Raw genomic sequence first — 21,071 nt, forward strand, 5'->3', positions numbered from 1 at the left:
GGGACGGGCCTGCGCAAGTGTGGCCTACCAGCGATAGCTCAGGCCCGTGACGACCTCGTTCTGGTGCATCCGGATCTTGACGTTCTGGGGCGCGCCGGTCAGCGCCGGGTTCGACCCGCTGAAGCTGTTGGAGACGGCATGGGTATAGGCGACTGTCGCCTCCCAGCGGTCATTGAGCGCATAACTGCCACCGACCGAGATGTGCCATTGAGGCGTGCCGGGGGCGATGGTGTTGATCACCACTTCGCCATCGTTCGAGATGAAATCGGTCGAATAGCTCACGCCGCCGCGCAGCGTGAGCCGGTCGGATTTGCGCCAGATCGCGGCCAGCCTCAGGATATCGACATCCTCCCAGCCGAAACCAAGGCCACCGGGCGCGCCAAGCGGGCCACCCGGCGGCGCGCTCGGGTTGGCGATGCTGTCAACCTCGCCATAGAAAATGCGTTGATACTCGCCTGTAAAGGTCCAGTCCGGCAGGGCGGCGGGCGTATAGGCCGCACCAAGCGTCAGCATGGCAGGAATGTCAAAATCGCCGCCATCGGCAAATAGCCCGCTGTATTTGTCAAAGCGCGACATCTGGATACGGCTGCGATAGGCCGCGCCCAGGGTCCAGGCCTCGCTTGCCTCGTAAAGCAGCCCGAGATTGACGCCGCCCCCGGTAGACCAGTCATGGCCGCGATTCGTCACCTGACCGGGGGCTGCCGAAAACCCGGGATTGTCGAAAGCCTCAAGCCCCTCGGCCTTGAACCGCTGCACGGCCAGAATGGGCGAGATGCCGAGACTCAGCCGGTCCGTGACCTGATAGGCGAGGTTCGCCGTGATGAATGCCTGCTCGAGATTGACGCCAAGCGGCGCAGACCCCGCGCCGAAGCCCGCAAAGAAATTCGTGTCGAACTCGGTATTCATGCCGCCATTGCCGAAGACAAAAAGCCCAAGAGTGGCACGCGACCCCAACTCGAAATTGGCCCCGCCGCAGGGGATGACGAAAACATCGTTCTGCGACTTGAACTTGCCCGGTATGAGCGGCCCGCCGGGGGCGATGGTCACGTCCCGGTCCGGTGCGAAAAAAGTCAGGCAGAGCGCCGCGCTGTTGCCGACCTTGACGCCGGTGGCCGGGTTTTGCGCCATGCCCAGAACGCCGGTCGGGACGGCGACGCCCACACCCGCCATGCCCTTGGACTGACCGCCATAGCCATTGGCGAAATAGCCATTGGTGGCCAGTGCGGGGCCGGCAAGCGCGCCGAGTGCCAGGGCCGCGCCAATGCGCAGAGTCTTGGAAAAACATGTCATGGAGTGTCCCCGGATCGCAGGCGCCGTCTTTGCAGCACCACATTCATATCCGTGCGTATCTAGGACAAGGAGGCGCGCCGCTCCATTCTCTTTTACCACTGCGGGGGAGAAAAACCTTCCGGTCATGGTGTTTCGGTCACATGTCGTTTTCACGTCGCACGCGCCGCTATCGGCCACTGAGACGCTCGTCAGGCGGGTTAGAACCCGTCAAAGCCCGCCCGTGCGCGGGCGTCTTCGACTCGGGGTCCGGCTCAGCAAAGGGGGCTTTCATGGCAGAGGCAGCAACGCAAGGCAGACGGGCACGGGGCGGCGGCGGGGCCGCGCGACGGGCCGAGCGCACCGCCGTGAGCGTCGAGACCGCGCACTATATCGAGCGCAATATCCCCAATTTCGAGGTGCTGACCCAAGAGGCGCTCGAGATCATCGAGTGGAACGCCGATACCGTGCTCGAAGAGATCGGCGTCAACTTCGTGCAGAACCCCGCCGCGCTCGAACGCTGGCGGCAGGCGGGGGCCGATGTGCAGGGCGAGCGCGTGCGCATCCCGCGCGGTCTGGCCCGAAAGCTTTGCGCCACGGCCCCGTCCAGCTTTACCCAGCACGCCCGCAACCCCGCGCGCAATGTCGAGATCGGCGGGCGCAACCTCGTTCTGGCCCCGGTCTACGGCCCGCCCTTCGTGCATGACATGGAGAAGGGCCGCCGCTACGCCACCATCGAGGATTTCCGCAACTTCGTGCGCCTTGGCTACATGTCCAAATGGCTGCACCATTCCGGCGGCACGGTCTGCGAGCCCACCGATATTCCGGTGAACAAGCGCCATCTCGACATGCTGCTGGCGCATATGACGCTGTCGGACAAGCCGTTCATGGGATCGGTGACAGAACCCAGCCGCGCGCAGGACAGCGTGGACATGGCCTCGATCCTCTTTGGCGAGGCGTTCGTGCAACAGAACACGGTGATGACCAGCCTCATCAACGTCAACTCGCCGATGACCTTTGACGATGTCATGATGGGGTCATTGGAGGTCTACGCCGCCAACAATCAGGCCAGCATCATCTCGCCCTTCATCGTCGGCGGTGCCATGGCACCGACCACGGTGGCGGGGACGCTCACGCAGGTGCTGGCCGAGGTGCTCGCGGGCATCGCCTACAGCCAGCTTGTGCGCCCCGGCGCGCCGGTGATCGCGGGCGCGTTCGTCACCTCGATCGACATGAACAGCGGCGCGCCCACGTTCGGGACGCCCGAGGCCGCGCACATCACTTATGGCGCGGGGCAGTTGGTGCGCCGGCTGGGGCTGCCCTATCGCTCGGCGGGGGCGTTCACCGGCTCCAAGCTGCCCGACGCGCAAGCGGCCTACGAGACCTCCAACAGCCTCAACATGGGGCTGCTCGCGGGGGTCAATTTCATGCTGCATTCCTGTGGCTGGCTGGAGGGGGGGCTGGTGTCGTCCTTCGAGAAATTCGTCATGGATGCCGACCAGCTTGGCGCGCTGCACCATCTGGCGCTTGGCGTTCACATGGACGAGAACGGTCAGGCAATGGACGCGATCCGCGAGGTGGGGCCGGGCGGGCATTACCTTGGCTGCGCGCATACGCAGGCCAATTTCAAGTCGGCCTTCTGGCGCTCGGACCTGCTCGATTACAAACCCTATGAGACATGGTCCGAGGAGGGCGGGCGCGACACGATGGCGCTGGCCAATGCGCGGGTCAAGAAACTGCTGGCCGATTACCAGCAGCCCGCGCTTGACCCGGGCATCGGCGAGGCGCTGGCCGACTATGTGGCGCAGCGCAAGGCCGGGATGCGCGACGCCTTTGGCTGAGGCGCGGGCGCGTCGGCCAGGCTCCGTGCCTCAGCCATCAGGGCAATCAATATCGTGACATGACGCGCGGCGCTGTAATGGGCGGCGCGCGTCTTGCGGTCCTGCTCCTCGGCTGCCTCGATCTCGATGAGCCGCTCCAAGGCCGGGGCCGGTGCGGGCGGCGATTGCACCCCGAGAAGATGCGGCAGAACGCGGGCACGGTCATAGTGCTCGGCCCCGATGCGCGCGGCGCGCACCATGAGCGGCGGGCGGCGCAGCCGGACAAGTCTTGCGCGGATATCATGCATTCTCGTGCCTCCACAGGGATCATGTGAGGGAAGCCTTGCACGGGTGTGTGCGGTGTTGCGTCACGCTGCGCACCGGCGCACGGCGGTCCTGTGAATTGTTTACGATTTGTAAACGAAGGTTGATTTTACGGAAACAGTTAACGAACCGGTAATCATTGCCCGCTTAAGTTGCAGTCGCCATGTGGATAACCTTGTGGATAACCTGGGCGGCGTGTCTGAGCCGCCGCAGGCCGAACTCTGGGGAATTGTGATGCAACAACAGCTTACCACCAAACCGACCCAGCCGAAGGTGCCCGCCTGGGTGCCCGAAGCGGCGCGCCATTATCTCGCCCATACCGAGAGTGGCGCGTCGATACGCGATCTTGCCAGACGCTCGGGGAAACATGCCTCGACCGTCCTGCGCCAGATCCGCGCCTTCGAGACACGCAGGGATGATCTGCTTGTGGACGAGGCGCTGCGGCGGCTTGGGAAGGGGGGCGGCGCGGCAAGGCAGGCCGGTTCTTCAGCCAAGGAACGCTGCATGACCCGTCAACCCGATACCCATTCCGAAATCCCGTTGAGCGTGGCGCGGCTCCGGCAGGAGGCGCGGCGCGTGCTGCGGCGGCTGTGCGAGCGCGGCGCGTTGCTGGCGGTGGCCTCCGAGATGGACAAGGCCGTCGTGGTGCGCGAGACCGAAACCGGCACCACCCGCACCGCCGTGGTGGACCGCGATGTGGCCGAGGCGCTGGCGCTCAAGGCCTGGATCGCCTGCGACGCGCCGGGGCGCATCTCGCGCTATCACATCACCGCCAAAGGCCGCGCAGCCCTTGGCGAATTGCTGGCCGAGGAGGAAAACGTCGCCATCGGTCTGCGGGAACCGGCGGTGATCCTGACCGAGGACGGGACCGAGGCGCGCCCGCATAGCCTTGCCCCGAGCGACACGCCGCTTGCCGCGCTGGCACGGCGGCGCGACAAGGACGGCACACCGTTTCTCGGCGCCGATCTGGTGCGCGCGGGCGAGCGGCTGCGCGAGGATTTCGAACTGGCGCAGATGGCCCCGCGCATGGCGCAGAACTGGGATCATTTCCTGACCCATGTGGATGAGGACGGGACCGTGCCCGTCGCGTCCGGCTACGGGGCCGAGGCGGCGCGCGCGCGGCTCATCGGCGCGCTGCGGGATCTGGGGCCGGGGCTGGGGGATGTTGTGCTGCGGTGCTGCTGTTATCTTCAGGGGCTGGAGACGGCAGAGCGCAAGATGGGCTGGTCCGCGCGCTCGGGCAAGATCGTGCTGCGCATCGCGCTCCACCGGCTCAAGCGTCATTACGAGAGGCTGGGCGCCCAGGCGGACATGATCGGCTGATCGCCCTTGCACGCAGACAGCGCACGCCCGATCATGGCGCGATGAACATCACGCTGCGGCAACTTGGCTATTTCAGGGCTCTGGCCCAACACCGCAATTTCGGGCGGGCCGCGGAGGCGGTGCATGTCTCGCAGCCCGCCCTGTCGGTGCAGATCCGCGAGCTTGAGGCGACGCTCGGCGCGCCGGTGGTGGAGCGACGCGCCCGTGACATCGCGCTGACGCCCTTTGGCCGAAGGGTGCTGGCCCATGCCGTGCGGGTGCATGCGGAAATGCAGGCGCTGGAGGAGACCGCGCGCTGGCGCGACGGGCTGGCGGGCGAACTTGCGCTTGGCATCATCCCGACCATCGCGCCCTATATCCTGCCCGGCGCGCTGGCGCGGCTGCGCGCGCGCGACATCCTGCTTGACGTGCGGGTGCGCGAGGCGCGCACCGAGGATCTGGCCGCCGATCTGCGCGCAGGACGGATCGACGCGGCGCTCATGGCGCTGCCCTTGCCCTGCGAGGGGCTGGAGGCGGTGGCGCTCTTCGAGGACCGGTTCCTTCTGGCGGGCAGCGCGGCGCGGCTTGCAGCCCTTGGCGACGCGCTGGACGCGCTCGATCCGCGCGCCCTTGGGTCAAGCCCGATTCTTCTGCTGGAGGACGGGCATTGCCTGACCGATCAGGCGCTCGAGGTCTGCGGGCGGGGCAGGGGACATGCGCAGATCGACACCGGGGCCTCGTCGCTCGGCACGCTGGCGCGGCTGGTGGCCGCCGGGTTCGGCCTCACGCTCATTCCTGAAATGGCGGCGGAGACCGAGGCGCGGGCGGCACCGGGGCTGGAACTGCGCCGCTTTGCGGCCCCCGAACCCGCGCGCCGCATCGCGCTGGTGCGCCGCGCGGGCGCGGAGCCCGCGCAATGGTTCGACGATCTGGCCGAGATCCTGCGCGCGGCCGGTCTGGCCGCCACGGGCACGGCCCGCGACGTGGACGCCGCGGGCCGCCGAACACCGGGACACTCGTGACAGCGGTGGCACCGTTTACACAGGCGCATACCGGGATGCGGCAACGCCTCACTGGCACTCTCCACCGCTGTCGCTTATACTTTGCAAAGGTTACCAATCCATTCGCGGGGAAAATATCGTGCGCGATCTCAAACTGCCCGGCGGCCGGCACCCCGAAAAGGCGCACCGCCCCGACAATGCCCAACCGAAAAAGCCCGACTGGATCCGGGTCAAGGCCCCGACATCGAAGGGCTATTTCGAGACGCGCCGGATCATGCGCGAGCACAAGCTGGTGACGGTCTGCGAGGAGGCAGGCTGTCCCAATGCGGGCGAATGCTGGGGGCAGGGGCACGCCACCATGATGATCATGGGCGAGATCTGCACGCGCGGCTGCACCTTTTGCAACGTCGCCACCGGCAAGCCGCAAACGCTCGATGCGTTCGAGCCGGGGCGCGTGGCCGACGCGGTGCAGAAGCTGGGGCTCAAACATGTTGTGGTGACCAGCGTGGACCGCGACGACCTGGAGGATGGCGGGGCAGAGCATTTCGCCCAGACCATTCGCGCCATCCGCCACCGCGCGCCGGGAACAACCATCGAGATTCTCACCCCCGATTTCCTGCATTGCGCCGACAGCGTGCTTGAAACCGTGGTTGCGGCCAGACCGGATGTGTTCAACCACAACCTCGAAACCGTGCCCGGTCTTTATCCATCGGTCCGCCCCGGCGCGCGCTATTTTCACAGTTTGCGCCTGTTGCAGCGGGTCAAGGAGCTTGATCCGACAATGTTCACCAAGTCGGGCATCATGGTCGGCCTCGGAGAAGAGCGGCAGGGCGTGCATCAGGTGATGGACGACATGCGCGCGGCGGATGTCGATTTTCTGACCATCGGGCAATATCTGCAACCCACGCCCAAGCATCATGCGGTGGCACGTTTCGTGCATCCCGATGAATTCGCCGCCTACGAAAAGGCGGCCTATGGCAAGGGGTTCCTGATGGTTTCGGCCACGCCGCTCACGCGCTCAAGCTATCACGCGGGCGAGGATTTCGCGCGGTTGCGCGCGGCGCGTCAGGCGAAATTCGCCTGATACGGGGGGGCAGGGGGATCAGGCGCGGCGACGCGTGGCGTCATCCTCGGGTTTGCGATCCGGCGGATAGACGAGCCCCGCCGAAATCACCAGCTTGGCCGCGTCCTCGATGCTCATGTCGAGCATGATCACGTCTTCGCGCGGGAAATAGAGCAAGAAGCCCGAGGTCGGGTTGGGCGTGGTCGGCACGAAGACACTCAGCAGGTCGCTGGCGGTCTGCGCCTTCTCGTTGATCTCACCGCGCGCCTCGGTCGAGATAAAGCCGATGGCCCAGATATCCTTGCGCGGATACTGCACCAGACAGGCCTTCTCGAAGCTGCGCTCGGATTGCGCGAACACCGTTTCGGCGATCTGCTTGACGCCCGAATAGATCGACCGGACCACCGGCATCCGGTTGACAAGCGATTCCGCGAAAACGATCAGCGAGCGCCCGATCAGCCCCTTGGCGATCCAGCCCACCACAATCGTGAAGATCAGGAAGATGATGACACCGACCCCGCGCAGGTTGATGCCGATATATTGCTCGGGCTTGTAGCCCTCGGGGATGAGCGGCAGCACCATGCCATCCACCCAGCCCGCCACCGTCCAGATCAGCCAGAGCGTGAGCCCCACGGGCGCGATCACCACGATGCCCGTGAGGAAGCTGGCGCGTAGTCCTGACAGGCGCTTGGGTTTCCTTGGCTCCGGGGTCAATTCGTCGAAAGGCGTATTCATGTCAAATCCATCGCGCGGCCACGCCGCTATCTAGGCACGAAAAACCCACGCCACAATGACCGAATCGCGCGGGCTGCATATCGCTTGCACCCGTCCGCGCAGGGCGCTATACGCGCGGCATTGTAAATCCGCAGGCATGGGCGGGCCCTCGGGGGAGACATCCCCGAACGGTCCACCGGTTGAAGCATCCGCTTCTCATCCCGTGCCAAGGCGCAAACCGGAAAAGGAAACGAAAATGGCTCTTCCCGAGTTCAATCTGCGTCAGCTTCTGGAAGCTGGCGTTCACTTCGGCCACCAGACGCAACGCTGGAATCCCCGCATGGGCGAATTCATCTACGGCGCGCGCAACGGCATCCACATCATTGACCTGACGCAGACCGTGCCGATGCTCGACGCGGCGCTCAACGTCATCCGCGAGACCGTGGCCAAGAACGGCCGTATCCTCTTTGTCGGCACCAAGCGGCAGGCGGCGCAGCCGATTGCCGAGGCGGCCGAGAAATGCGCTCAATATTACATGAACCACCGCTGGCTGGGTGGCACGCTGACCAACTGGCAGACCGTTTCGAAATCCATCCAGCGCCTGCGTGAGATCGACGAGGCGCTTGAAACCGGTGCCGAGGGCCTGACCAAGAAAGAGCGTCTTGGCATCGAGCGCGACCAGGCCAAGCTTCAGGCCAGCCTTGGCGGCATCCGCGAGATGGGTGGCGTGCCGGACCTTCTGTTCGTGATCGACGTCAAGAAAGAGGCGCTGGCGATTTCCGAGGCCAACAAGCTGGGTATCCCGGTCGTCGCCGTGGTCGATACCAACTGCTCGCCCTCGGGCGTGGATTACATCATCCCCGGCAACGATGACGCCGCCCGCGCCATAGCACTTTACTGCGATCTCGTGAGCCGCGCCGCGCTTGACGGCATGTCCGCCCAGCTTGGCGCTGCCGGTGTGGATGTGGGCGCGCTCGAGGAGGCCCCGGTCGAGGACGTTCTGGCCGAACAGATCACCGAGCCGGCCGAGGGCTGAGCCGTCACGAAACCGTCATGGGGGCAGGGCTATCTCGCCCCCTGAGACCCGCTAGACTTTGAGGAGATCCCCGATGGCGATCACTGCTGCAATGGTGAAGGAACTGCGCGACAGCACGGGCGCAGGCATGATGGACGCGAAAAAGGCGCTGACCGAAACGGGCGGCGACATGGAGGCGGCCGTGGACTGGCTGCGCACCAAGGGCCTGTCGAAGGCGGCCAAGAAATCCGGGCGCACCGCCGCCGAGGGCCTTGTCGCCGTGCGCGTCGATGGCGGCGTCGGCGTCGCGGTCGAGATCAATTCCGAGACCGATTTCGTCGGCAAGAACGCCGAATTCCAGACGATGGTCGCCGATGTTGCCGGGGTCGCCCTTGGTGTCTCCGATCTCGAGGCGCTGAATGCTGCCGAAATCGGCGGCAAGACCGTTGCCGACACGATCACCGACAAGATCGCCAAGATCGGCGAGAACATGTCGTTGCGCCGCATGGCGCGGGTCGAGGGCGCGGGCGTCGTGTCCTATGTCCACAATGCCGCGGCCGAGGGCATGGGCAAGATCGGCGTTCTTGTGGCCTTTGATGGCGACGAGGGATTTGCCCGTCAGGTCGCCATGCATATCGCCGCCTCGAACCCTGCCGCCCTTGACGAGGCGGCGCTTGATCCGGCGCTGGTCGAGAAGGAGCGTCAGGTTCAGATCGACATCGCGCGCGAATCGGGCAAGCCCGACGCGGTGATCGAAAAGATGATCGTGGGCCGGATGAAGAAGTTCATGGCCGACTCGACCCTGCTCGGTCAGGCCTTCGTCATGAACCCCGATCTGACGGTCGAGGCGGCGGCCAAGGAGGCAGGCACGGCGATCAGCGGTTTTGTGCGGCTCGAGGTCGGCGAAGGCATCGAGAAGAAGCAGGAAGATTTCGCCGCCGAAGTGGCCAAGGTTGCCCAGGGCTGACAGATACGGCGCTTTGCGCGAAAGGCTCCCGGTTTCGGGGGCCTTTTTTATTTGCGAACGCTCGGAGCAGGAAAGGCGCGGTGCGCTCCCGAAGGAGCGCACCGCCTGAACCGGTCGCAAAATGGGGATGAAACGACGGTCAGAAGCGCCGACTGCCTCTCTTGACTATAAAGAGATGCAGCCGGCATCCGGCAGAACCGGTGGGGATTGGCCCCTCGAAAAACCAGAGAGATGAGCCTTTCCCCAATGTCCCAAGCTTAAAAGCCACCACTCACGGAACATTGATAGTGTGCCCTTTTACCTAGCGTAAAGGAAGTAAGGAAATCCTTACCGCAGATGATTCATTTGATTTTGAAATAAAATTACCGGTCGAGGACGAAAATCTGGTTCTGAAATGCTGCTTTCAGAACAGCCTGAGCCGTGGTTTCGACCGAAAGCGCGTGGCGGGCAAGGCGCAGATGCTTTTCCACCGTGGCAGGCGTCAGCCCCATGAGAATCGCAATGTCCTGCACCGCTTTGCCATCGCCGACCCAGCCCAGCACCTCGCGCTGCCGCTCGGTAAGCGGGCGTTTGGGCGAATCGTAGGGCAGGGAGAGGATGCAGCGATGCGCGATATTGTTGAGCGCAAGGATCGTCGCGCCATGCGCCTGCCAGAGCGCGTCGACCTCCGCCTGCGTCATGCACGCGCGCGCCGTCAGCGCAATCGCCGCCTTCATGCGCGGGCGCAGCGATTTGAAGCTGATCGAATAGCCCGCCGTGACATCGTGCTTGCGGTTGAAATCAATCACCGCACGCTCTTCACAGGTGAAATCGTTCGCGACAAAGCGCGGTGCCAGAAGCGACCAGGAACACGCCCCGTCATGCTCCAGCGACCAGCGCACCATCGGAGCGTGGAAATAGAGCCCGCCATGCACAAAACCTTCGATATAGGCGGGCGCATGATTGGTGAGGACGATGAAATCATCCGGATTCCCGAGCGAGGTCGAGGTGCGGAACTGTGTGCAGCCGTAAAGCAGCCGGTCAAAGCCGTAATCGGCCATGGTGCGGGTGTGGATGTCCCACAACTCCTCCATGGTCGTGGCGTCGAGCAGCCGGGTAACAGCCGCAGGCTCGATCATCCGGCCCGCTCCAGATGGCCGCGCATCGCGTCGATGGCCAGGATATATCCCTGCGCGCCGAAGCCGCAGATCACACCAAGCGCAACCTTGGATATATAAGAGATGTGGCGAAAGCTCTCGCGCGCGTGGACATTGGACAGGTGCAGCTCGATCGTCGGCACCTCGGCCGAGCTGATCGCATCCATCAACGCGATCGAGGTGTGGGTATAGGCCCCGGCATTCAGGATGAGACCGCCATGACGCCCGCGCGCGTCTTGAATGGCATCGACCAGCGCGCCTTCATGGTTGCTCTGCGCGAAGTCGAGGTCGATACCCAGCATCTCTGCATGGGAACGGCACATGGTCTCGATGTCCGCCAGTGTCGTGCGGCCATAGACCTCTGGCTGACGCGTGCCGAGCAGGTTGAGGTTCGGGCCGTTGAGAATCAGAATGGATGGCATGCGAAACGCTCCTTTACCCATGGGAATAAACCTCTTGGCGGGTTTCTGTCGAGAGCCGGAGGCGGGAAAGTCACGTCAAAGCCGCGTTTTGAACTCAACCGTTCAATTATCTGATTTGGCGCGATATTCCGAACAGGACGCGTCTTCGTGGCAGGCATTAATATTACATAATACTGATTATGCGCAATTCATGTGTGCTGCCTGTCACCGGTAACTGCGATGCGAGACGACCTGCATCCGCTGATCCGGGCATGTATGATGCGCGCCAAGCGGGTCGCGACACGGGGCCTCGATCACCCGAAGCCCCAGCCACAGACCGACCACCGCGAACAAGGCCCCGCCAACAGCCTGCCCCACAAGCACCCCCTCGGCCCCCCAGATCATCCCGAAGCCAACCGCAAACGGCCAGGTGCCAAGCGTGTTGCGCCCCCAGTTGACCACGGTCGAATATCCCGGATGTCCGAGATTGTTGAAGGCCGCATTGGAGACGAAGATCACCCCGTTGAAGATCATCGCCAGCGCCAGCGGGCCCATGAAAAGATATAGCAAATCCCGCATCTTGCCGGTCGCATCAAACAGATCGGCGACCGGCTCTCGCACAAGGAACAGAAGTGCCGAGACACCCAGAACGTAAACTGTCAGAAAGCGCAGCCCCTCCCGGAATGTGCCCAGAACGCGGTCCATCCGCCCTGCCCCGAAATTCTGCGCGAAGATCGGCCCGAGCGCACCCGACAGCGCCAGAATCACCGCGGAAACAAACGGCACCAGCCGGTTGATCACCGCCATGCCCGCCACCGCGTCCGAGCCGTGGCGCGCCATCTCGCGCGTGACGATGGCCGTGCCGACGGGTGTCGCCACCGTGGCCAGCATCGCGGGCAGCGCGATGCCGAGCGCGTCTTTCAGGTCGCGCCGCAGACAGGGCAGATCGGGCCAGCAGAACCCCCGATGACCCTTCTGCGCCAACCACAAGGCCATCGTAGCCGTGGCCAGACGCGCCAGGACCGTCGCAATCGCCGCCCCGTCCAGGCCAAGCCCGACTGCGAAGATCAGGATCGGATCGGCCACGCCGTTGACCAGAGCCCCAAGCAGCGATGGCGTCATCGCGTCCCGCGCGTCGCCATGGGCGCGCAACACCGCCACGGCCACCATCGCCAATCCCGAGAGTGCCGTGGTCGGCAGGATGATCCAGAGATAGCGCGCGGCAAGGTCTGCCACCTCTCCTTCGGCCCCGAGCAACCCGAGAATGGCATGAATATTCGGCAAGGCCAGAAGCGGCAGCAGGGCACCGAACGCCACCGCCACCACAGCCGTGCTGGCCGCGTGTTCGGCGGCCAGACGCTTGTTGCCCTGTCCCAGGCCCCGCGCCACGAGTGCGCCCGCCGCGATCGACAGGCCGATATTCATCGCGCTGGCAAAGAACATCACCACCCCGGCATAGCCCGCCGCCGCCGCAAGCTCGGCCTGGCCCAGCATCGAGATGAAGAGCACATCAATCAGGTCGACGGCAAAAATCGCCGCAATGCCCAGGCTCGACGTGACCGACATGACGGTGACATGCCGGAAAAGATTGCCTTGGGTAAAGCGCGCGTCGGTATCGGTCAGGGCCATGGGGCGCTCCGGTTTGTTTCGCAGGCAGATAGGCGCGCGCGCGCGCATCGCCAAGCCGGGACCCGGTCACAGGTCCTGTGCGAAAATGTCATGAGCGGGCGGCGGCGAAATGGGCCAGCCGCGCGCCTGTCTCATAGAACAGGGTCTTGAGGCGCACGAAAGGTTCGTGGTGGCCCTCAATCACGGGCACCGGCAAGGCGGTTTCGCTCTGCTCGATGAGCGCGTGCGCCACGGCGCGGCCAAAGACCGTTCCCGGCCCGATCCCTCTCCCGGAATATCCATATATTGCAAAGGCATTGGGGCCGAACCTACGAATTCTGGGAAGGTGGTCCCCGGTCATCGCGATGCGCCCGGACCAGGTGTGCTCGATCCCGGCACCCCGCAAACGTGGATAGAGTTGCGCCAGCTTGCGCCGCGCCCAATCCTCATGGATGCGCCCGCCTCCGCCCATGCCGCCGAGGATCAGCCGCCCGGCACGATCACGACGCAGCGAGGTCATGATCAGTCCGGTATCCCAACACCCCTCTCCATTCATGAGAATATCGCCGGCAAGATTATCCCCGAGCGGCTCTGTGGCGATCTGGAAATACTGGACGATCGGCACCTTCGGAACCGGGGTCTGGTCGATCGGCTGATGATAGGCATTGGTGGCGACGATCAGGGAACGCGCACGCAGCTTGCCGCCGCTCGTGCGCAGGATCCATTGCCCCCCCACTTGCTGCACCGCAACGACCGGGCTTTTCTCATGCAGCCGCGCGCCCGCGTCCTGCGCCGCCCGGGCAAGTCCGCGCGCGTAACCAAGCGGCTGAATCGTCCCCGCGCGCGGATCATAAAGCGCGCCATGGAAGCGGTCAGACCCGGTGCGCCGCGCCGTCTCTGCGGCGTCCAGAAGGCGCACGGGTGCCCCTCGCGCTGCAAGTTGCGCCGCCCTGTTTTCCAGATCTTTCAATCCGTTGCGCGCATGTGCAAGGTGCAAGGTCCCGGCGCGCACCGGCTCGCACGCCATTGCGTGACGCTCGATCAGATCGAACACCATATCAGGCGCGGCTGCGAGAGCCGCGTTGAGCCGCTCGCCTGCCGCCGGCCCGAGCCGCGCGTTCACCGCCTCGGGCGGCAGCCAGAGCCCGGCATTGACCAGCCCGACATTGCGCCCAGAGCCGCCATGCCCCACGGTCTCGGCTTCCAGAAGCGTGACTTCGGCCCCCTGCTCCGCCGCCGCCAACGCCGCAGAGAGCCCGGTATATCCCCCGCCGATGATCGCCAGATCGACGCTTCGCTCACCTTGAAAGCTGGCCGCATCAGGGGCGCTTACCGCCGTCTTGCCCCATAGATTGCTCGTGACCGACCCATGAGTTTTTTTCAGGATAACTCCCCCCGCCTGCGCATCAGAAAAATGCCTGAAGCCCGGTCTGCGCCCGACCGAGAATCAGCGCATGAACATCATGCGTGCCCTCGTAGGTGTTGACCGTCTCAAGGTTGACCATATGGCGAATAACCTGAAATTCCTCGGAAATTCCGTTGCCGCCATGCATGTCACGGGCGTGGCGGGCAATCTCCAGCGCCTTGCCGCAATTGTTGCGCTTGATCAGGCTGATCATTTCGGGCGCGGCGTTCGCCTCGTCCATCAGGCGTCCTACGCGCAGGCAGGCTTGCAGCCCAAGCGCGATTTCGGTCTGCATATTGGCGAGTTTCAACTGGAAAAGCTGCGTCTGCGCCAGCGGGCGGTTGAACTGCTTGCGGTCGAGGCCATATTGCCGCGCGGCGTGCCAGCAGAATTCGGCGGCCCCCATCACCCCCCAGGCGATGCCGTAGCGTGCCCGGTTCAAACATCCGAAAGGCCCTTTAAGCCCTTGAACATTTGGTAAAAGTGCAGAGTCCGGCACCTCGACACCGTCCATCACGATCTCGCCCGTGACCGAGGCGCGCAAGCTCAGCTTGCCACCGATTTTCGGCGCGCTCAGCCCCTTCATGCCCTTTTCCAGCACAAACCCCCGGATCTTGCCGTCATGTGCCTCGGACTTGGCCCAGACCACGAACACATCGGCAATCGGGCTGTTGGAAATCCACATCTTCGATCCGGTCAGACGATAGCCACCGTCAATGCGCACCGCACGGGTTTTCATGCCTGCAGGGTCGCTGCCCGCATCCGGCTCGGTCAGGCCGAAACAGCCGATGAGCTCGCCACTGGCCAGACCCGGCAGGTACTTGCGCCGCTGCTCCTCCGAGCCATAGGCATAGATCGGATACATCACGAGCGAGCTTTGCACGCTCATCATCGAGCGATAGCCCGAATCAACGCGCTCGATCTCACGCGCGACCAGGCCGTAACTGACGTAATTGCTGCCAAGCCCGCCATATTCTTCGGGAATCGTCGTGCCGAGCAGGCCCATTTGCCCCATCTCACGGAAGATGTCCGGATCCACCCGTTCTTCACGATAGGCGTCGATGACGCGCGGTTGCAGGACCTCCCGCGCGAATGTGCGCGCGCTCTCGGCAATCATGCGCTCCTCTTCGGAGAGTTGATCGGCAAGGCGGAACGGATCGCTCCACTCGAAAGAGTGTAGATCCGGTGAATCCTTGGCGCGCAGGGTCGGTGCTTCCACGTTCATGGCAGCCTCCTTATGAAAATTGTTACGGCTTTCGAACAGACTACACTAGCAAAACCGACCGGAATAACGATATTTTCACATGAAATCATGAGATTTACGCAAGTATGACTCTGCCCCGTCGTTTCCTCCCCTCGATTTCCGCGCTGCGCGCATTGGAGGCGCTCGACCGTCTCGGCAGCGCGACAGCGGCGGCGGAGGAGTTGGCGCAAACACAAAGTGCGGTCAGCAGGCAATTGAAAACATTGGAGGAACAACTTGGCGTATCCCTGTTTCTGCGGCAGGGGCGGCATATCCGTCTGACACCGGAAGCGGCCACTTACGCCGCAAAGGTGCGGGCCGCCTTGCAGCAGATCGCCCAGGCCTCGGTCCGGCTGACGGTCAATCCGCTCGGCGGCAGCCTCAGCCTTGCGATCCTGCCCACCTTCGGGATGCGCTGGCTGGTGCCGCGCCTCGCCGATTTCACCCGGCGTCACCCGGAGGTGACGATCAACCTTTCCACGCGGTTACGCCCGTTCAACTTCGCCTCGCAAAGCTTTGATGCAGCGATACATTTCGGACAAGCGGATTGGCCGGGAACGACCGCGCTCCGCCTCAGGAGCGAGGCGGTTCTTGCGGTGGCGGCCCCCGATCTTCTTGCCCGATACGGTGCCATTGCCGACGCGGCGGACATGCTCCGCCTGCCGCTCCTGCATATCGAGACCCGGCCCCATGCCTGGGCGGAATGGTTTGCGGCGCACGGCGTGCCCGAGGCGCGGCCAGGCGGCACGGTCTATGATCAATTCTCAACCATAACGCAGGCCGCGCTGCATGGGTTGGGCGTGGCGCTCTTGCCGGATTACCTGACCGAACAGGATCTTGCCACGGAACGCCTTGCCGTGGCCTGGGGCGACAAGACGCTCATGACCGGCGCGTATTACCTTGTGTGGCCCGAGGCGAATGCCCGCGATCCGGCGCTCCTGACGTTCCGCAACTGGCTGGCCGGACAGGCCGAGGACGAAGACGGCCTGCCGCGCTGATCCCCGATCTCAGCCGTTCCAGCGCGGCAGGATCACCGAAAACGTGCTGCCCTGCCCCGGCTCGGACGCAATCCGAAGCCGTCCGCGATGGCGGTTGACGATGTGCTTGACGATGGCAAGGCCAAGCCCGGTCCCCCCCATCTCGCGCGAGCGATGCGTATCGACGCGGTAAAACCGCTCGGTCAGGCGCGGGATGTGCAGCGGGTCGATGCCGGGACCATGGTCGCGCACGCTCGCCACGATGGCCGGCATCCGCAGGGTGGCATCGCGGGCGTGATGCTCCAGCGTGATCTCCACCTGGTTGCCCTGTCCGCCATATTTGATCGCGTTCTCCAGCAGATTGGTAAAGACCTGTTGCAACTGATCGGCATTGCCGGGCACGACAAACCCCTGCCCGCCCGAGAATTTCATGGCACTGCCGCTTTCGTGCGCGAGGGGGCGCAACATCGTCATCACCGTGCCGATGATCCCCGCGAGATCGACCGGCTCGCGCGGGCGGATACGCTCCTCGCCCTCGACCCGGCTGAGCGACAGCAGGTCATGCACCAGCCGCTCCATCCGAGCCGCCTCGCGGCCCATGATCGCCAGAAACCGGTCGATGGCGGCCTGATCGTGGCGGGCGGGGCCTTGCAGCGTCTCGATGAACCCGATGAGCGCGGTGAGCGGCGTGCGCAACTCATGGCTCACGTTGGCCACGAAATCGCGGCGCATCTGCGCGGCCTGCTCGCGCTCGGTCAGATCCTCGAAGGCAACCAGCACGCCGCGCGCCGAAGCCCCCGCATCCACATGCGCCACATGCACCTGAAAGGTGCTGTCGCGCCCGCCCTCGGATGTCTGATAGGTGGTGCGCCGCGCCTGCCCGTCGCGCCCGGTCTGCTCGATCGCGTCAAGCACGTCGGGCTGCCGCAGCGCGGTCAGGAAATGCCGTCCCTCGATGCCCGGCCCCAGCATCTCGCGCGCCGCGGCATTGGCGGCATGGATGCGCTCGTCCGGCCCGATGAGCAGCGCCGCGAAGGGCATACCGGCAAGGACCGAGCCAAATCCCTGCATCGCGCGTCAGACCGCCCGCAGCCCGGCGCGAAACCGGCGCATGTTGTCCTGGTAATGCTGTGCGGCGGCCCGCAGACCGGCAATCGCCGCCGCGTCGAGCGCGCGCACCACGCGCCCCGGCGCCCCCATCACAAGGCTGCCATCGGGGATCTCCTTGCCCTCGGTCACGAGCGCGCCTGCGCCGATCAGGCAATCCCGCCCGATCCGCGCGCCATTCAGCACCGTGGCCCCCATCCCGACAAGGGTGTTCTCGCCGATCGTGCAGCCATGCAGCATCACCTTGTGCCCGATGGTGCAGCCCGCCCCGATCACCAGCGGATAGCCCATATCCGTATGCATCACGGTGTGTTCCTGCACATTCGTGCCCGCGCCCACATGGATCACCTCGTTGTCGCCGCGCAAGGTGCAGCCGAACCAGACCGAGGCCCCGGCCTCCAGCACCACCTTGCCGATGATATTGGCATCAGGGGCGACCCAGGTCTCGGGATCTAACTGCGGCGCATGGCCGTCAAGGGCGTAGATGGTCATTGCATCCCCTCGAATTCGGCGTGCAGCGCACGCACATGATCGGTCAGCCACGGCTGCTGCGACCGGCGCAGGCGCGTCGCCTCGATGATGGTTCTCAGCTTTGCCTCGGTGGCGTCAAGGTCTTCGTTGACCAGCACGAAATCATAGCCGTCCCAATGGCTGATCTCGTCCCAGCTCTTCTGCATCCGCCGCGCGATCACCTCGGGCGCATCCTGCCCGCGCGCCTGCAAGCGGCGATGCAATTCGCGGATCGAGGGCGGCAAGAGGAAGATCGACAGCGTATGCGGCCCGAGGTCCGAGTTGCGGATCTGCTGCGCGCCCTGCCAGTCGATGTCAAAGAGCACGTCGCGGCCCGCGTCAATCGCCGCCTGCACCGGGCCTTTGGGCGAGCCATAGAAATTGCCGAAGACATGCGCGTGCTCCAGCATCTCGCCCTCGGATACCGCGCGCTTGAATGCGTCCTCGGACATGAAATGGTAATCCTGCCCGTCCACCTCGCCCGGACGCGGCGCGCGCGTGGTGGCCGAGACCGAAAACCGCAGGCTCGGGTCCCAATCGCGCAACCGTTGCGACAGCGTCGATTTTCCCGCCCCCGAAGGCGAGGAAAGGATGATCAAAAGCCCCCGTCGCGCGCCCATGCCTTGCCCTTCATCGTTCTGAAAATACTCATTACGCGCCCGCCACAGGCGCCATGATCTCCGTTTCCGCGCCGTCGCGCACCGCGAGGTAGAAACACGACCGCCGGTTGGTGTGACAGGCAGGCCCGGTCTGACGCACCTGGAGCAAAAGGCAATCGCGGTCGCAGTCGATGCGCATTTCCACCAGCTCCTGCACATGGCCCGAGCTTTCGCCCTTGACCCAGAACGCCGCGCGCGAGCGGCTCCAATAGGTCACGCGACCCGTCGCGAGCGTTCGTGCCACGGCCTCGGCATTCATCCAGGCCATCATCAGCACTTCGCCGGTCTCCACCTCCTGTGCGATGGCCGGAATGAGGCCCTGCGCATCATACTTTAGTGTCGCGGGGTCGAATCCCATGGCGAAATCCTTTTGCATCGGGGCGTGTCGGGTCTATTTATGGGGCAACGGACGAAAGGGAAAGCCATGAGCGGCGAAACCGACCTGATCAAGCTCTATTCCGCGCGCATCCTCGCACTGGCCTCGGATATTCCGCGACACGGGCGGCTGGATGCGCCGCAGGCCAGCGTCAAGCGCCGCGCGCCGCTCTGCGGCTCGACCGTGACGGTCGATCTCTCGATGTCCGAGGGCCGCGTCAGCGACTATGCCGCCGAGGTGCGCGCCTGTGCGCTCGGTCAGGCGGCGGCGAGCGTGGTGGGGGCCAATATCCCCGGCTGCGATCTGGCGCAGGTGCGGGGTGCGCGCGATGCGCTGCGCGAGATGCTGAAATCAGATGGTCCCACCCCACCCGCGCCCTTTGACGGGCTCGAGGTGCTGCGCCCCGCGCGCGACTACAAGAACCGTCATGCCTCGATCCTCCTCACGCTCGAGGCTGCCACCGAGGCGATGGAGGAGATCGCGGCGCAGACCTCCTGCGCCTGATTGTGTCAGACCGCTCGCGCATTTGCGTCGCGCGGTGAGGGGCGTTTCACTTTCCCTTTCGCTTTTCGTGCCTAGTTGCTCTGGTAACAGCGAGGGATCTGACATGGCCCAAGGCCCGCTCGACGAGAAAAGCCCGCTGATCGGGCGGTTCGACCAGTCCTTTCTCATCCACATGATCCGCGATTTCTTCGTGCTTCTGGTGCTCGTCACGGTGCTCGAATTCGCGCTCAAGGCGGGGATGGTCTATTACGGCTTTCGCGTGCAGGGACCCGAGGTGGTGCAAGAGGCCGCCGACACCATTGCCGACGATGTGCGCTCGATCATGCGCAACGAGGGCGGGCCGGTGGCGGCACGCACGCTCTATCCGATCCTCGAACGCAACTGGGGCGATCTGGGCTATCGCATCGCCATCACCCCCTCACCGGTCACCGTCACCTCCATCGAGGCGGGATTCGGCTTTACCCCCGAGGGCATCCCCCAGGGCGATTGGCCTGCGCGTCGGCACAATATCGCCCAACAGCCCATCACGGCCGAACCCTTCTGCCTTGCCTGCCATACCGAGGCCGATGTCGGCGATGTTCTGGGTTCGGTGGTGGTGCGGCGCGATCTGGCCACGGATTTCGCCGAATGGGTGAGCGACATGCGCCTCACCGCGACGCTGTCGGTGGGCAAGATCGTGCTGCATTCGGTGCTGCTCTTTCTTATCCTGCGCGCGCGGCTCGAGCCGCTTCTGGGCCTGCGCGCGGTGGTCAGCAACCTCGCGCGCGCCTATGGCGGGCTGACGCATCGGGCCGAGATTCGCACGGCGGACGAATTCGGCGTGCTGGCGCGCGATTTGAACCTGTTTCTCGACCGGGTCTGCAAACTGATGGAGGAGCTTGACGCCGTGCTCGCGCGCGTCGTTGCCGTCAATGCCGATATCGTCAGCATCCAGAGCGAGTTACGCGACCGGATCGACGGGCTCACCAGCCGGATCCGGCGGCTTGAACGCTCGGCCATGCTCAGCGCCAAGGCCGAACCGCGCCTTTCGCAGGCCTGGTTCGATGCGGCGCGCAGTGCCGTGCGCACGCTCGAGGAAAAGAGCGGCGCGCGAGAACTGGAAGGTCTCGTCGGGGATCTGCACGCCGTGGTCAGCAATGCCGAGGCCCAGATCGCTACGACCGAACGCGTCTTTGCCGATCTGGGAGAGTTGGGCGACGAGAGCGACAAGCTCAAACGCGCCATGTCGGAGATGATCCGGCTGGAAGAGCGGATGCGCGGGATCGTCGAGACCGGGTCGGTTCTGGTGCAGCGGATCAATCCGCCGAAGGATGGCGGATGAAAAAAAACCGCCGCACGTTCCGGGGAACGGCGGCGGATCAGTGGCCGGTTACGCGGCCCATGGGGATAAATCGGGCGGAATGAAGCAAACCCGAAACCCTTGGGACAGGCAGAGTGCACGATCCCCGTGTTGGGACAGGGGGGACCGGCAAGAGCCGCGCACCGGCAGGCAGAAACCGGTCAGAACATCGCGGGCAGGTAGAGCGCGCCAATAAGCGTGACCATAAGGGCAACGGCCCCGATCGCATCGCCAAGGAGCGTGTCCCCGGCGCGGGCGGCGGTTGTCCTGATCTGGTGCAACATGGCGTGTTCCTCCGTGATGTTGCTCAAGTGTTCTCATATTGGCAGGCCAA

22 protein-coding genes are annotated in these 21,071 nt (G+C 64.6%); 9 read left to right on the top strand and 13 right to left on the bottom strand.

Annotated features, from left to right (window positions below; all coding sequences use genetic code 11):
• Nucleotides 1-24: 24 nt before the first annotated feature.
• A complete protein-coding gene (locus tag ACSSV8_RS02475) occupies nt 25-1,290 on the bottom strand; it encodes an OmpP1/FadL family transporter (RefSeq protein ID WP_354537060.1) in 1,266 nt (421 codons plus the stop codon).
• A gap of 269 nt (nt 1,291-1,559) precedes the next feature.
• Here ACSSV8_RS02475 and ACSSV8_RS02480 point away from each other — a divergent pair, with 269 nt between their 5' ends.
• Complete coding sequence (locus ACSSV8_RS02480; protein WP_354537061.1) at nt 1,560-3,107, top strand: trimethylamine methyltransferase family protein; 1,548 nt, start codon at nt 1,560-1,562, stop codon at nt 3,105-3,107.
• Here the strand turns inward: ACSSV8_RS02480 and ACSSV8_RS02485 are convergent.
• Nucleotides 3,062-3,394 carry a DUF6477 family protein gene (locus tag ACSSV8_RS02485; protein WP_454281400.1) on the bottom strand — a complete coding sequence of 111 codons (333 nt, stop codon included), beginning with the start codon at nt 3,392-3,394 and terminating at the stop codon, nt 3,062-3,064. The two genes, ACSSV8_RS02480 and ACSSV8_RS02485, sit on opposite strands and share 46 nt — an antisense overlap.
• A gap of 250 nt (nt 3,395-3,644) precedes the next feature.
• Between ACSSV8_RS02485 and ACSSV8_RS02490 the strand changes: the two genes are divergently transcribed.
• The 3 genes from ACSSV8_RS02490 (at nt 3,645) to lipA (ending at nt 6,797) form a co-directional block, all read left to right on the top strand.
• Nucleotides 3,645-4,733: a DUF6456 domain-containing protein gene (locus tag ACSSV8_RS02490; RefSeq protein ID WP_454281401.1), complete on the top strand. Its 1,089-nt coding sequence runs from the start codon at nt 3,645-3,647 to the stop codon at nt 4,731-4,733.
• 41 nt (nt 4,734-4,774) lie between these two features.
• Complete coding sequence (locus tag ACSSV8_RS02495) at nt 4,775-5,734, top strand: LysR substrate-binding domain-containing protein (protein WP_454281402.1); 960 nt, start codon at nt 4,775-4,777, stop codon at nt 5,732-5,734.
• Nucleotides 5,735-5,852: 118 nt separating this feature from the next.
• A complete protein-coding gene (gene lipA, locus ACSSV8_RS02500; RefSeq protein ID WP_454281403.1) occupies nt 5,853-6,797 on the top strand; it encodes a lipoyl synthase in 945 nt (314 codons plus the stop codon).
• An 18-nt stretch (nt 6,798-6,815) separates the two neighbouring features.
• On the opposite strand, the gene ACSSV8_RS02505 is transcribed toward lipA, so the two are convergent.
• Nucleotides 6,816-7,511, bottom strand: coding sequence for a DUF502 domain-containing protein (locus ACSSV8_RS02505; RefSeq protein ID WP_354537065.1), 696 nt, complete (start codon nt 7,509-7,511; stop codon nt 6,816-6,818).
• Nucleotides 7,512-7,746: 235 nt separating this feature from the next.
• Here ACSSV8_RS02505 and rpsB point away from each other — a divergent pair, with 235 nt between their 5' ends.
• Nucleotides 7,747-8,526 (top strand): 30S ribosomal protein S2, encoded by a 780-nt coding sequence (rpsB, locus tag ACSSV8_RS02510; RefSeq protein WP_354537066.1) that lies wholly within the window; start codon nt 7,747-7,749, stop codon nt 8,524-8,526.
• A gap of 73 nt (nt 8,527-8,599) precedes the next feature.
• On the top strand, nt 8,600-9,472 hold the full coding sequence (tsf, locus tag ACSSV8_RS02515) for a translation elongation factor Ts (protein WP_454281404.1): 873 nt from the start codon (nt 8,600-8,602) through the stop codon (nt 9,470-9,472).
• A 362-nt stretch (nt 9,473-9,834) separates the two neighbouring features.
• On the opposite strand, the gene ACSSV8_RS02520 is transcribed toward tsf, so the two are convergent.
• From ACSSV8_RS02520 to ACSSV8_RS02540, 5 genes are all read right to left on the bottom strand, one after another.
• Nucleotides 9,835-10,590 (bottom strand): LuxR family transcriptional regulator, encoded by a 756-nt coding sequence (locus tag ACSSV8_RS02520; protein WP_354537068.1) that lies wholly within the window; start codon nt 10,588-10,590, stop codon nt 9,835-9,837.
• Nucleotides 10,587-11,030, bottom strand: coding sequence for a type II 3-dehydroquinate dehydratase (gene aroQ, locus ACSSV8_RS02525; RefSeq protein WP_454281405.1), 444 nt, complete (start codon nt 11,028-11,030; stop codon nt 10,587-10,589). The genes ACSSV8_RS02520 and aroQ overlap by 4 nt, the downstream gene beginning before the upstream one ends.
• Nucleotides 11,031-11,234: 204 nt before the next feature.
• Nucleotides 11,235-12,638 carry an MATE family efflux transporter gene (locus ACSSV8_RS02530; RefSeq protein WP_454281406.1) on the bottom strand — a complete coding sequence of 468 codons (1,404 nt, stop codon included), beginning with the start codon at nt 12,636-12,638 and terminating at the stop codon, nt 11,235-11,237.
• A gap of 88 nt (nt 12,639-12,726) precedes the next feature.
• Nucleotides 12,727-14,001 carry an NAD(P)/FAD-dependent oxidoreductase gene (locus ACSSV8_RS02535; protein ID WP_454281510.1) on the bottom strand — a complete coding sequence of 425 codons (1,275 nt, stop codon included), beginning with the start codon at nt 13,999-14,001 and terminating at the stop codon, nt 12,727-12,729.
• Between the two features lie 22 nt (nt 14,002-14,023).
• Complete coding sequence (locus ACSSV8_RS02540) at nt 14,024-15,247, bottom strand: acyl-CoA dehydrogenase (protein WP_354537071.1); 1,224 nt, start codon at nt 15,245-15,247, stop codon at nt 14,024-14,026.
• Between the two features lie 104 nt (nt 15,248-15,351).
• Here ACSSV8_RS02540 and ACSSV8_RS02545 point away from each other — a divergent pair, with 104 nt between their 5' ends.
• A complete protein-coding gene (locus ACSSV8_RS02545) occupies nt 15,352-16,263 on the top strand; it encodes a LysR family transcriptional regulator (protein ID WP_454281407.1) in 912 nt (303 codons plus the stop codon).
• Nucleotides 16,264-16,272: 9 nt separating this feature from the next.
• Here ACSSV8_RS02545 and ACSSV8_RS02550 read toward each other — a convergent pair whose 3' ends face one another.
• Genes ACSSV8_RS02550 through hisI form a run of 4 tightly spaced genes read right to left on the bottom strand, consistent with a single transcriptional unit; the run spans nt 16,273 to nt 18,876 of the window.
• Nucleotides 16,273-17,313: an ATP-binding protein gene (locus ACSSV8_RS02550; protein WP_454281408.1), complete on the bottom strand. Its 1,041-nt coding sequence runs from the start codon at nt 17,311-17,313 to the stop codon at nt 16,273-16,275.
• Between the two features lie 6 nt (nt 17,314-17,319).
• Nucleotides 17,320-17,841, bottom strand: coding sequence for a gamma carbonic anhydrase family protein (locus ACSSV8_RS02555; RefSeq protein ID WP_354537074.1), 522 nt, complete (start codon nt 17,839-17,841; stop codon nt 17,320-17,322).
• Nucleotides 17,838-18,479 carry a guanylate kinase gene (gene gmk / locus ACSSV8_RS02560; protein WP_454281409.1) on the bottom strand — a complete coding sequence of 214 codons (642 nt, stop codon included), beginning with the start codon at nt 18,477-18,479 and terminating at the stop codon, nt 17,838-17,840. The genes ACSSV8_RS02555 and gmk overlap by 4 nt, the downstream gene beginning before the upstream one ends.
• Before the next feature lie 31 nt (nt 18,480-18,510).
• Nucleotides 18,511-18,876 carry a phosphoribosyl-AMP cyclohydrolase gene (gene hisI, locus ACSSV8_RS02565; RefSeq protein ID WP_454281410.1) on the bottom strand — a complete coding sequence of 122 codons (366 nt, stop codon included), beginning with the start codon at nt 18,874-18,876 and terminating at the stop codon, nt 18,511-18,513.
• A gap of 66 nt (nt 18,877-18,942) precedes the next feature.
• Here hisI and ACSSV8_RS02570 point away from each other — a divergent pair, with 66 nt between their 5' ends.
• A complete protein-coding gene (locus ACSSV8_RS02570; protein WP_354537077.1) occupies nt 18,943-19,398 on the top strand; it encodes an iron-sulfur cluster assembly scaffold protein in 456 nt (151 codons plus the stop codon).
• Nucleotides 19,399-19,501: 103 nt separating this feature from the next.
• Nucleotides 19,502-20,719, top strand: a complete 1,218-nt coding sequence (locus tag ACSSV8_RS02575; protein ID WP_454281411.1) for a HAMP domain-containing protein — start codon at nt 19,502-19,504, stop codon at nt 20,717-20,719.
• A 179-nt stretch (nt 20,720-20,898) separates the two neighbouring features.
• On the opposite strand, the gene ACSSV8_RS02580 is transcribed toward ACSSV8_RS02575, so the two are convergent.
• Nucleotides 20,899-21,048, bottom strand: coding sequence for a hypothetical protein (locus ACSSV8_RS02580; protein WP_354537079.1), 150 nt, complete (start codon nt 21,046-21,048; stop codon nt 20,899-20,901).
• Nucleotides 21,049-21,071: the final 23 nt, after the last annotated feature.

This window comes from Roseovarius sp. MBR-79, from assembly GCF_053628555.1.

Coding starts and splice junctions, on each gene's coding strand:
- ACSSV8_RS02540 (WP_354537071.1), bottom strand. CDS start 15,247: ATGAACGTGGAAGCACCGACCCTGCGCGCCAAGGATTCACCGGATCTA.
- ACSSV8_RS02550 (WP_454281408.1), bottom strand. CDS start 17,313: ATGCAGGGATTTGGCTCGGTCCTTGCCGGTATGCCCTTCGCGGCGCTG.
- ACSSV8_RS02530 (WP_454281406.1), bottom strand. CDS start 12,638: ATGGCCCTGACCGATACCGACGCGCGCTTTACCCAAGGCAATCTTTTC.
- ACSSV8_RS02575 (WP_454281411.1), top strand. CDS start 19,502: ATGGCCCAAGGCCCGCTCGACGAGAAAAGCCCGCTGATCGGGCGGTTC.
- ACSSV8_RS02495 (WP_454281402.1), top strand. CDS start 4,775: ATGAACATCACGCTGCGGCAACTTGGCTATTTCAGGGCTCTGGCCCAA.
- gmk (WP_454281409.1), bottom strand. CDS start 18,479: ATGGGCGCGCGACGGGGGCTTTTGATCATCCTTTCCTCGCCTTCGGGG.
- ACSSV8_RS02570 (WP_354537077.1), top strand. CDS start 18,943: ATGAGCGGCGAAACCGACCTGATCAAGCTCTATTCCGCGCGCATCCTC.
- ACSSV8_RS02505 (WP_354537065.1), bottom strand. CDS start 7,511: ATGAATACGCCTTTCGACGAATTGACCCCGGAGCCAAGGAAACCCAAG.
- ACSSV8_RS02520 (WP_354537068.1), bottom strand. CDS start 10,590: ATGATCGAGCCTGCGGCTGTTACCCGGCTGCTCGACGCCACGACCATG.
- tsf (WP_454281404.1), top strand. CDS start 8,600: ATGGCGATCACTGCTGCAATGGTGAAGGAACTGCGCGACAGCACGGGC.
- ACSSV8_RS02555 (WP_354537074.1), bottom strand. CDS start 17,841: ATGACCATCTACGCCCTTGACGGCCATGCGCCGCAGTTAGATCCCGAG.
- rpsB (WP_354537066.1), top strand. CDS start 7,747: ATGGCTCTTCCCGAGTTCAATCTGCGTCAGCTTCTGGAAGCTGGCGTT.
- ACSSV8_RS02545 (WP_454281407.1), top strand. CDS start 15,352: ATGACTCTGCCCCGTCGTTTCCTCCCCTCGATTTCCGCGCTGCGCGCA.
- aroQ (WP_454281405.1), bottom strand. CDS start 11,030: ATGCCATCCATTCTGATTCTCAACGGCCCGAACCTCAACCTGCTCGGC.
- ACSSV8_RS02485 (WP_454281400.1), bottom strand. CDS start 3,394: ATGCATGATATCCGCGCAAGACTTGTCCGGCTGCGCCGCCCGCCGCTC.
- ACSSV8_RS02490 (WP_454281401.1), top strand. CDS start 3,645: ATGCAACAACAGCTTACCACCAAACCGACCCAGCCGAAGGTGCCCGCC.
- hisI (WP_454281410.1), bottom strand. CDS start 18,876: ATGGGATTCGACCCCGCGACACTAAAGTATGATGCGCAGGGCCTCATT.
- ACSSV8_RS02475 (WP_354537060.1), bottom strand. CDS start 1,290: ATGACATGTTTTTCCAAGACTCTGCGCATTGGCGCGGCCCTGGCACTC.
- ACSSV8_RS02480 (WP_354537061.1), top strand. CDS start 1,560: ATGGCAGAGGCAGCAACGCAAGGCAGACGGGCACGGGGCGGCGGCGGG.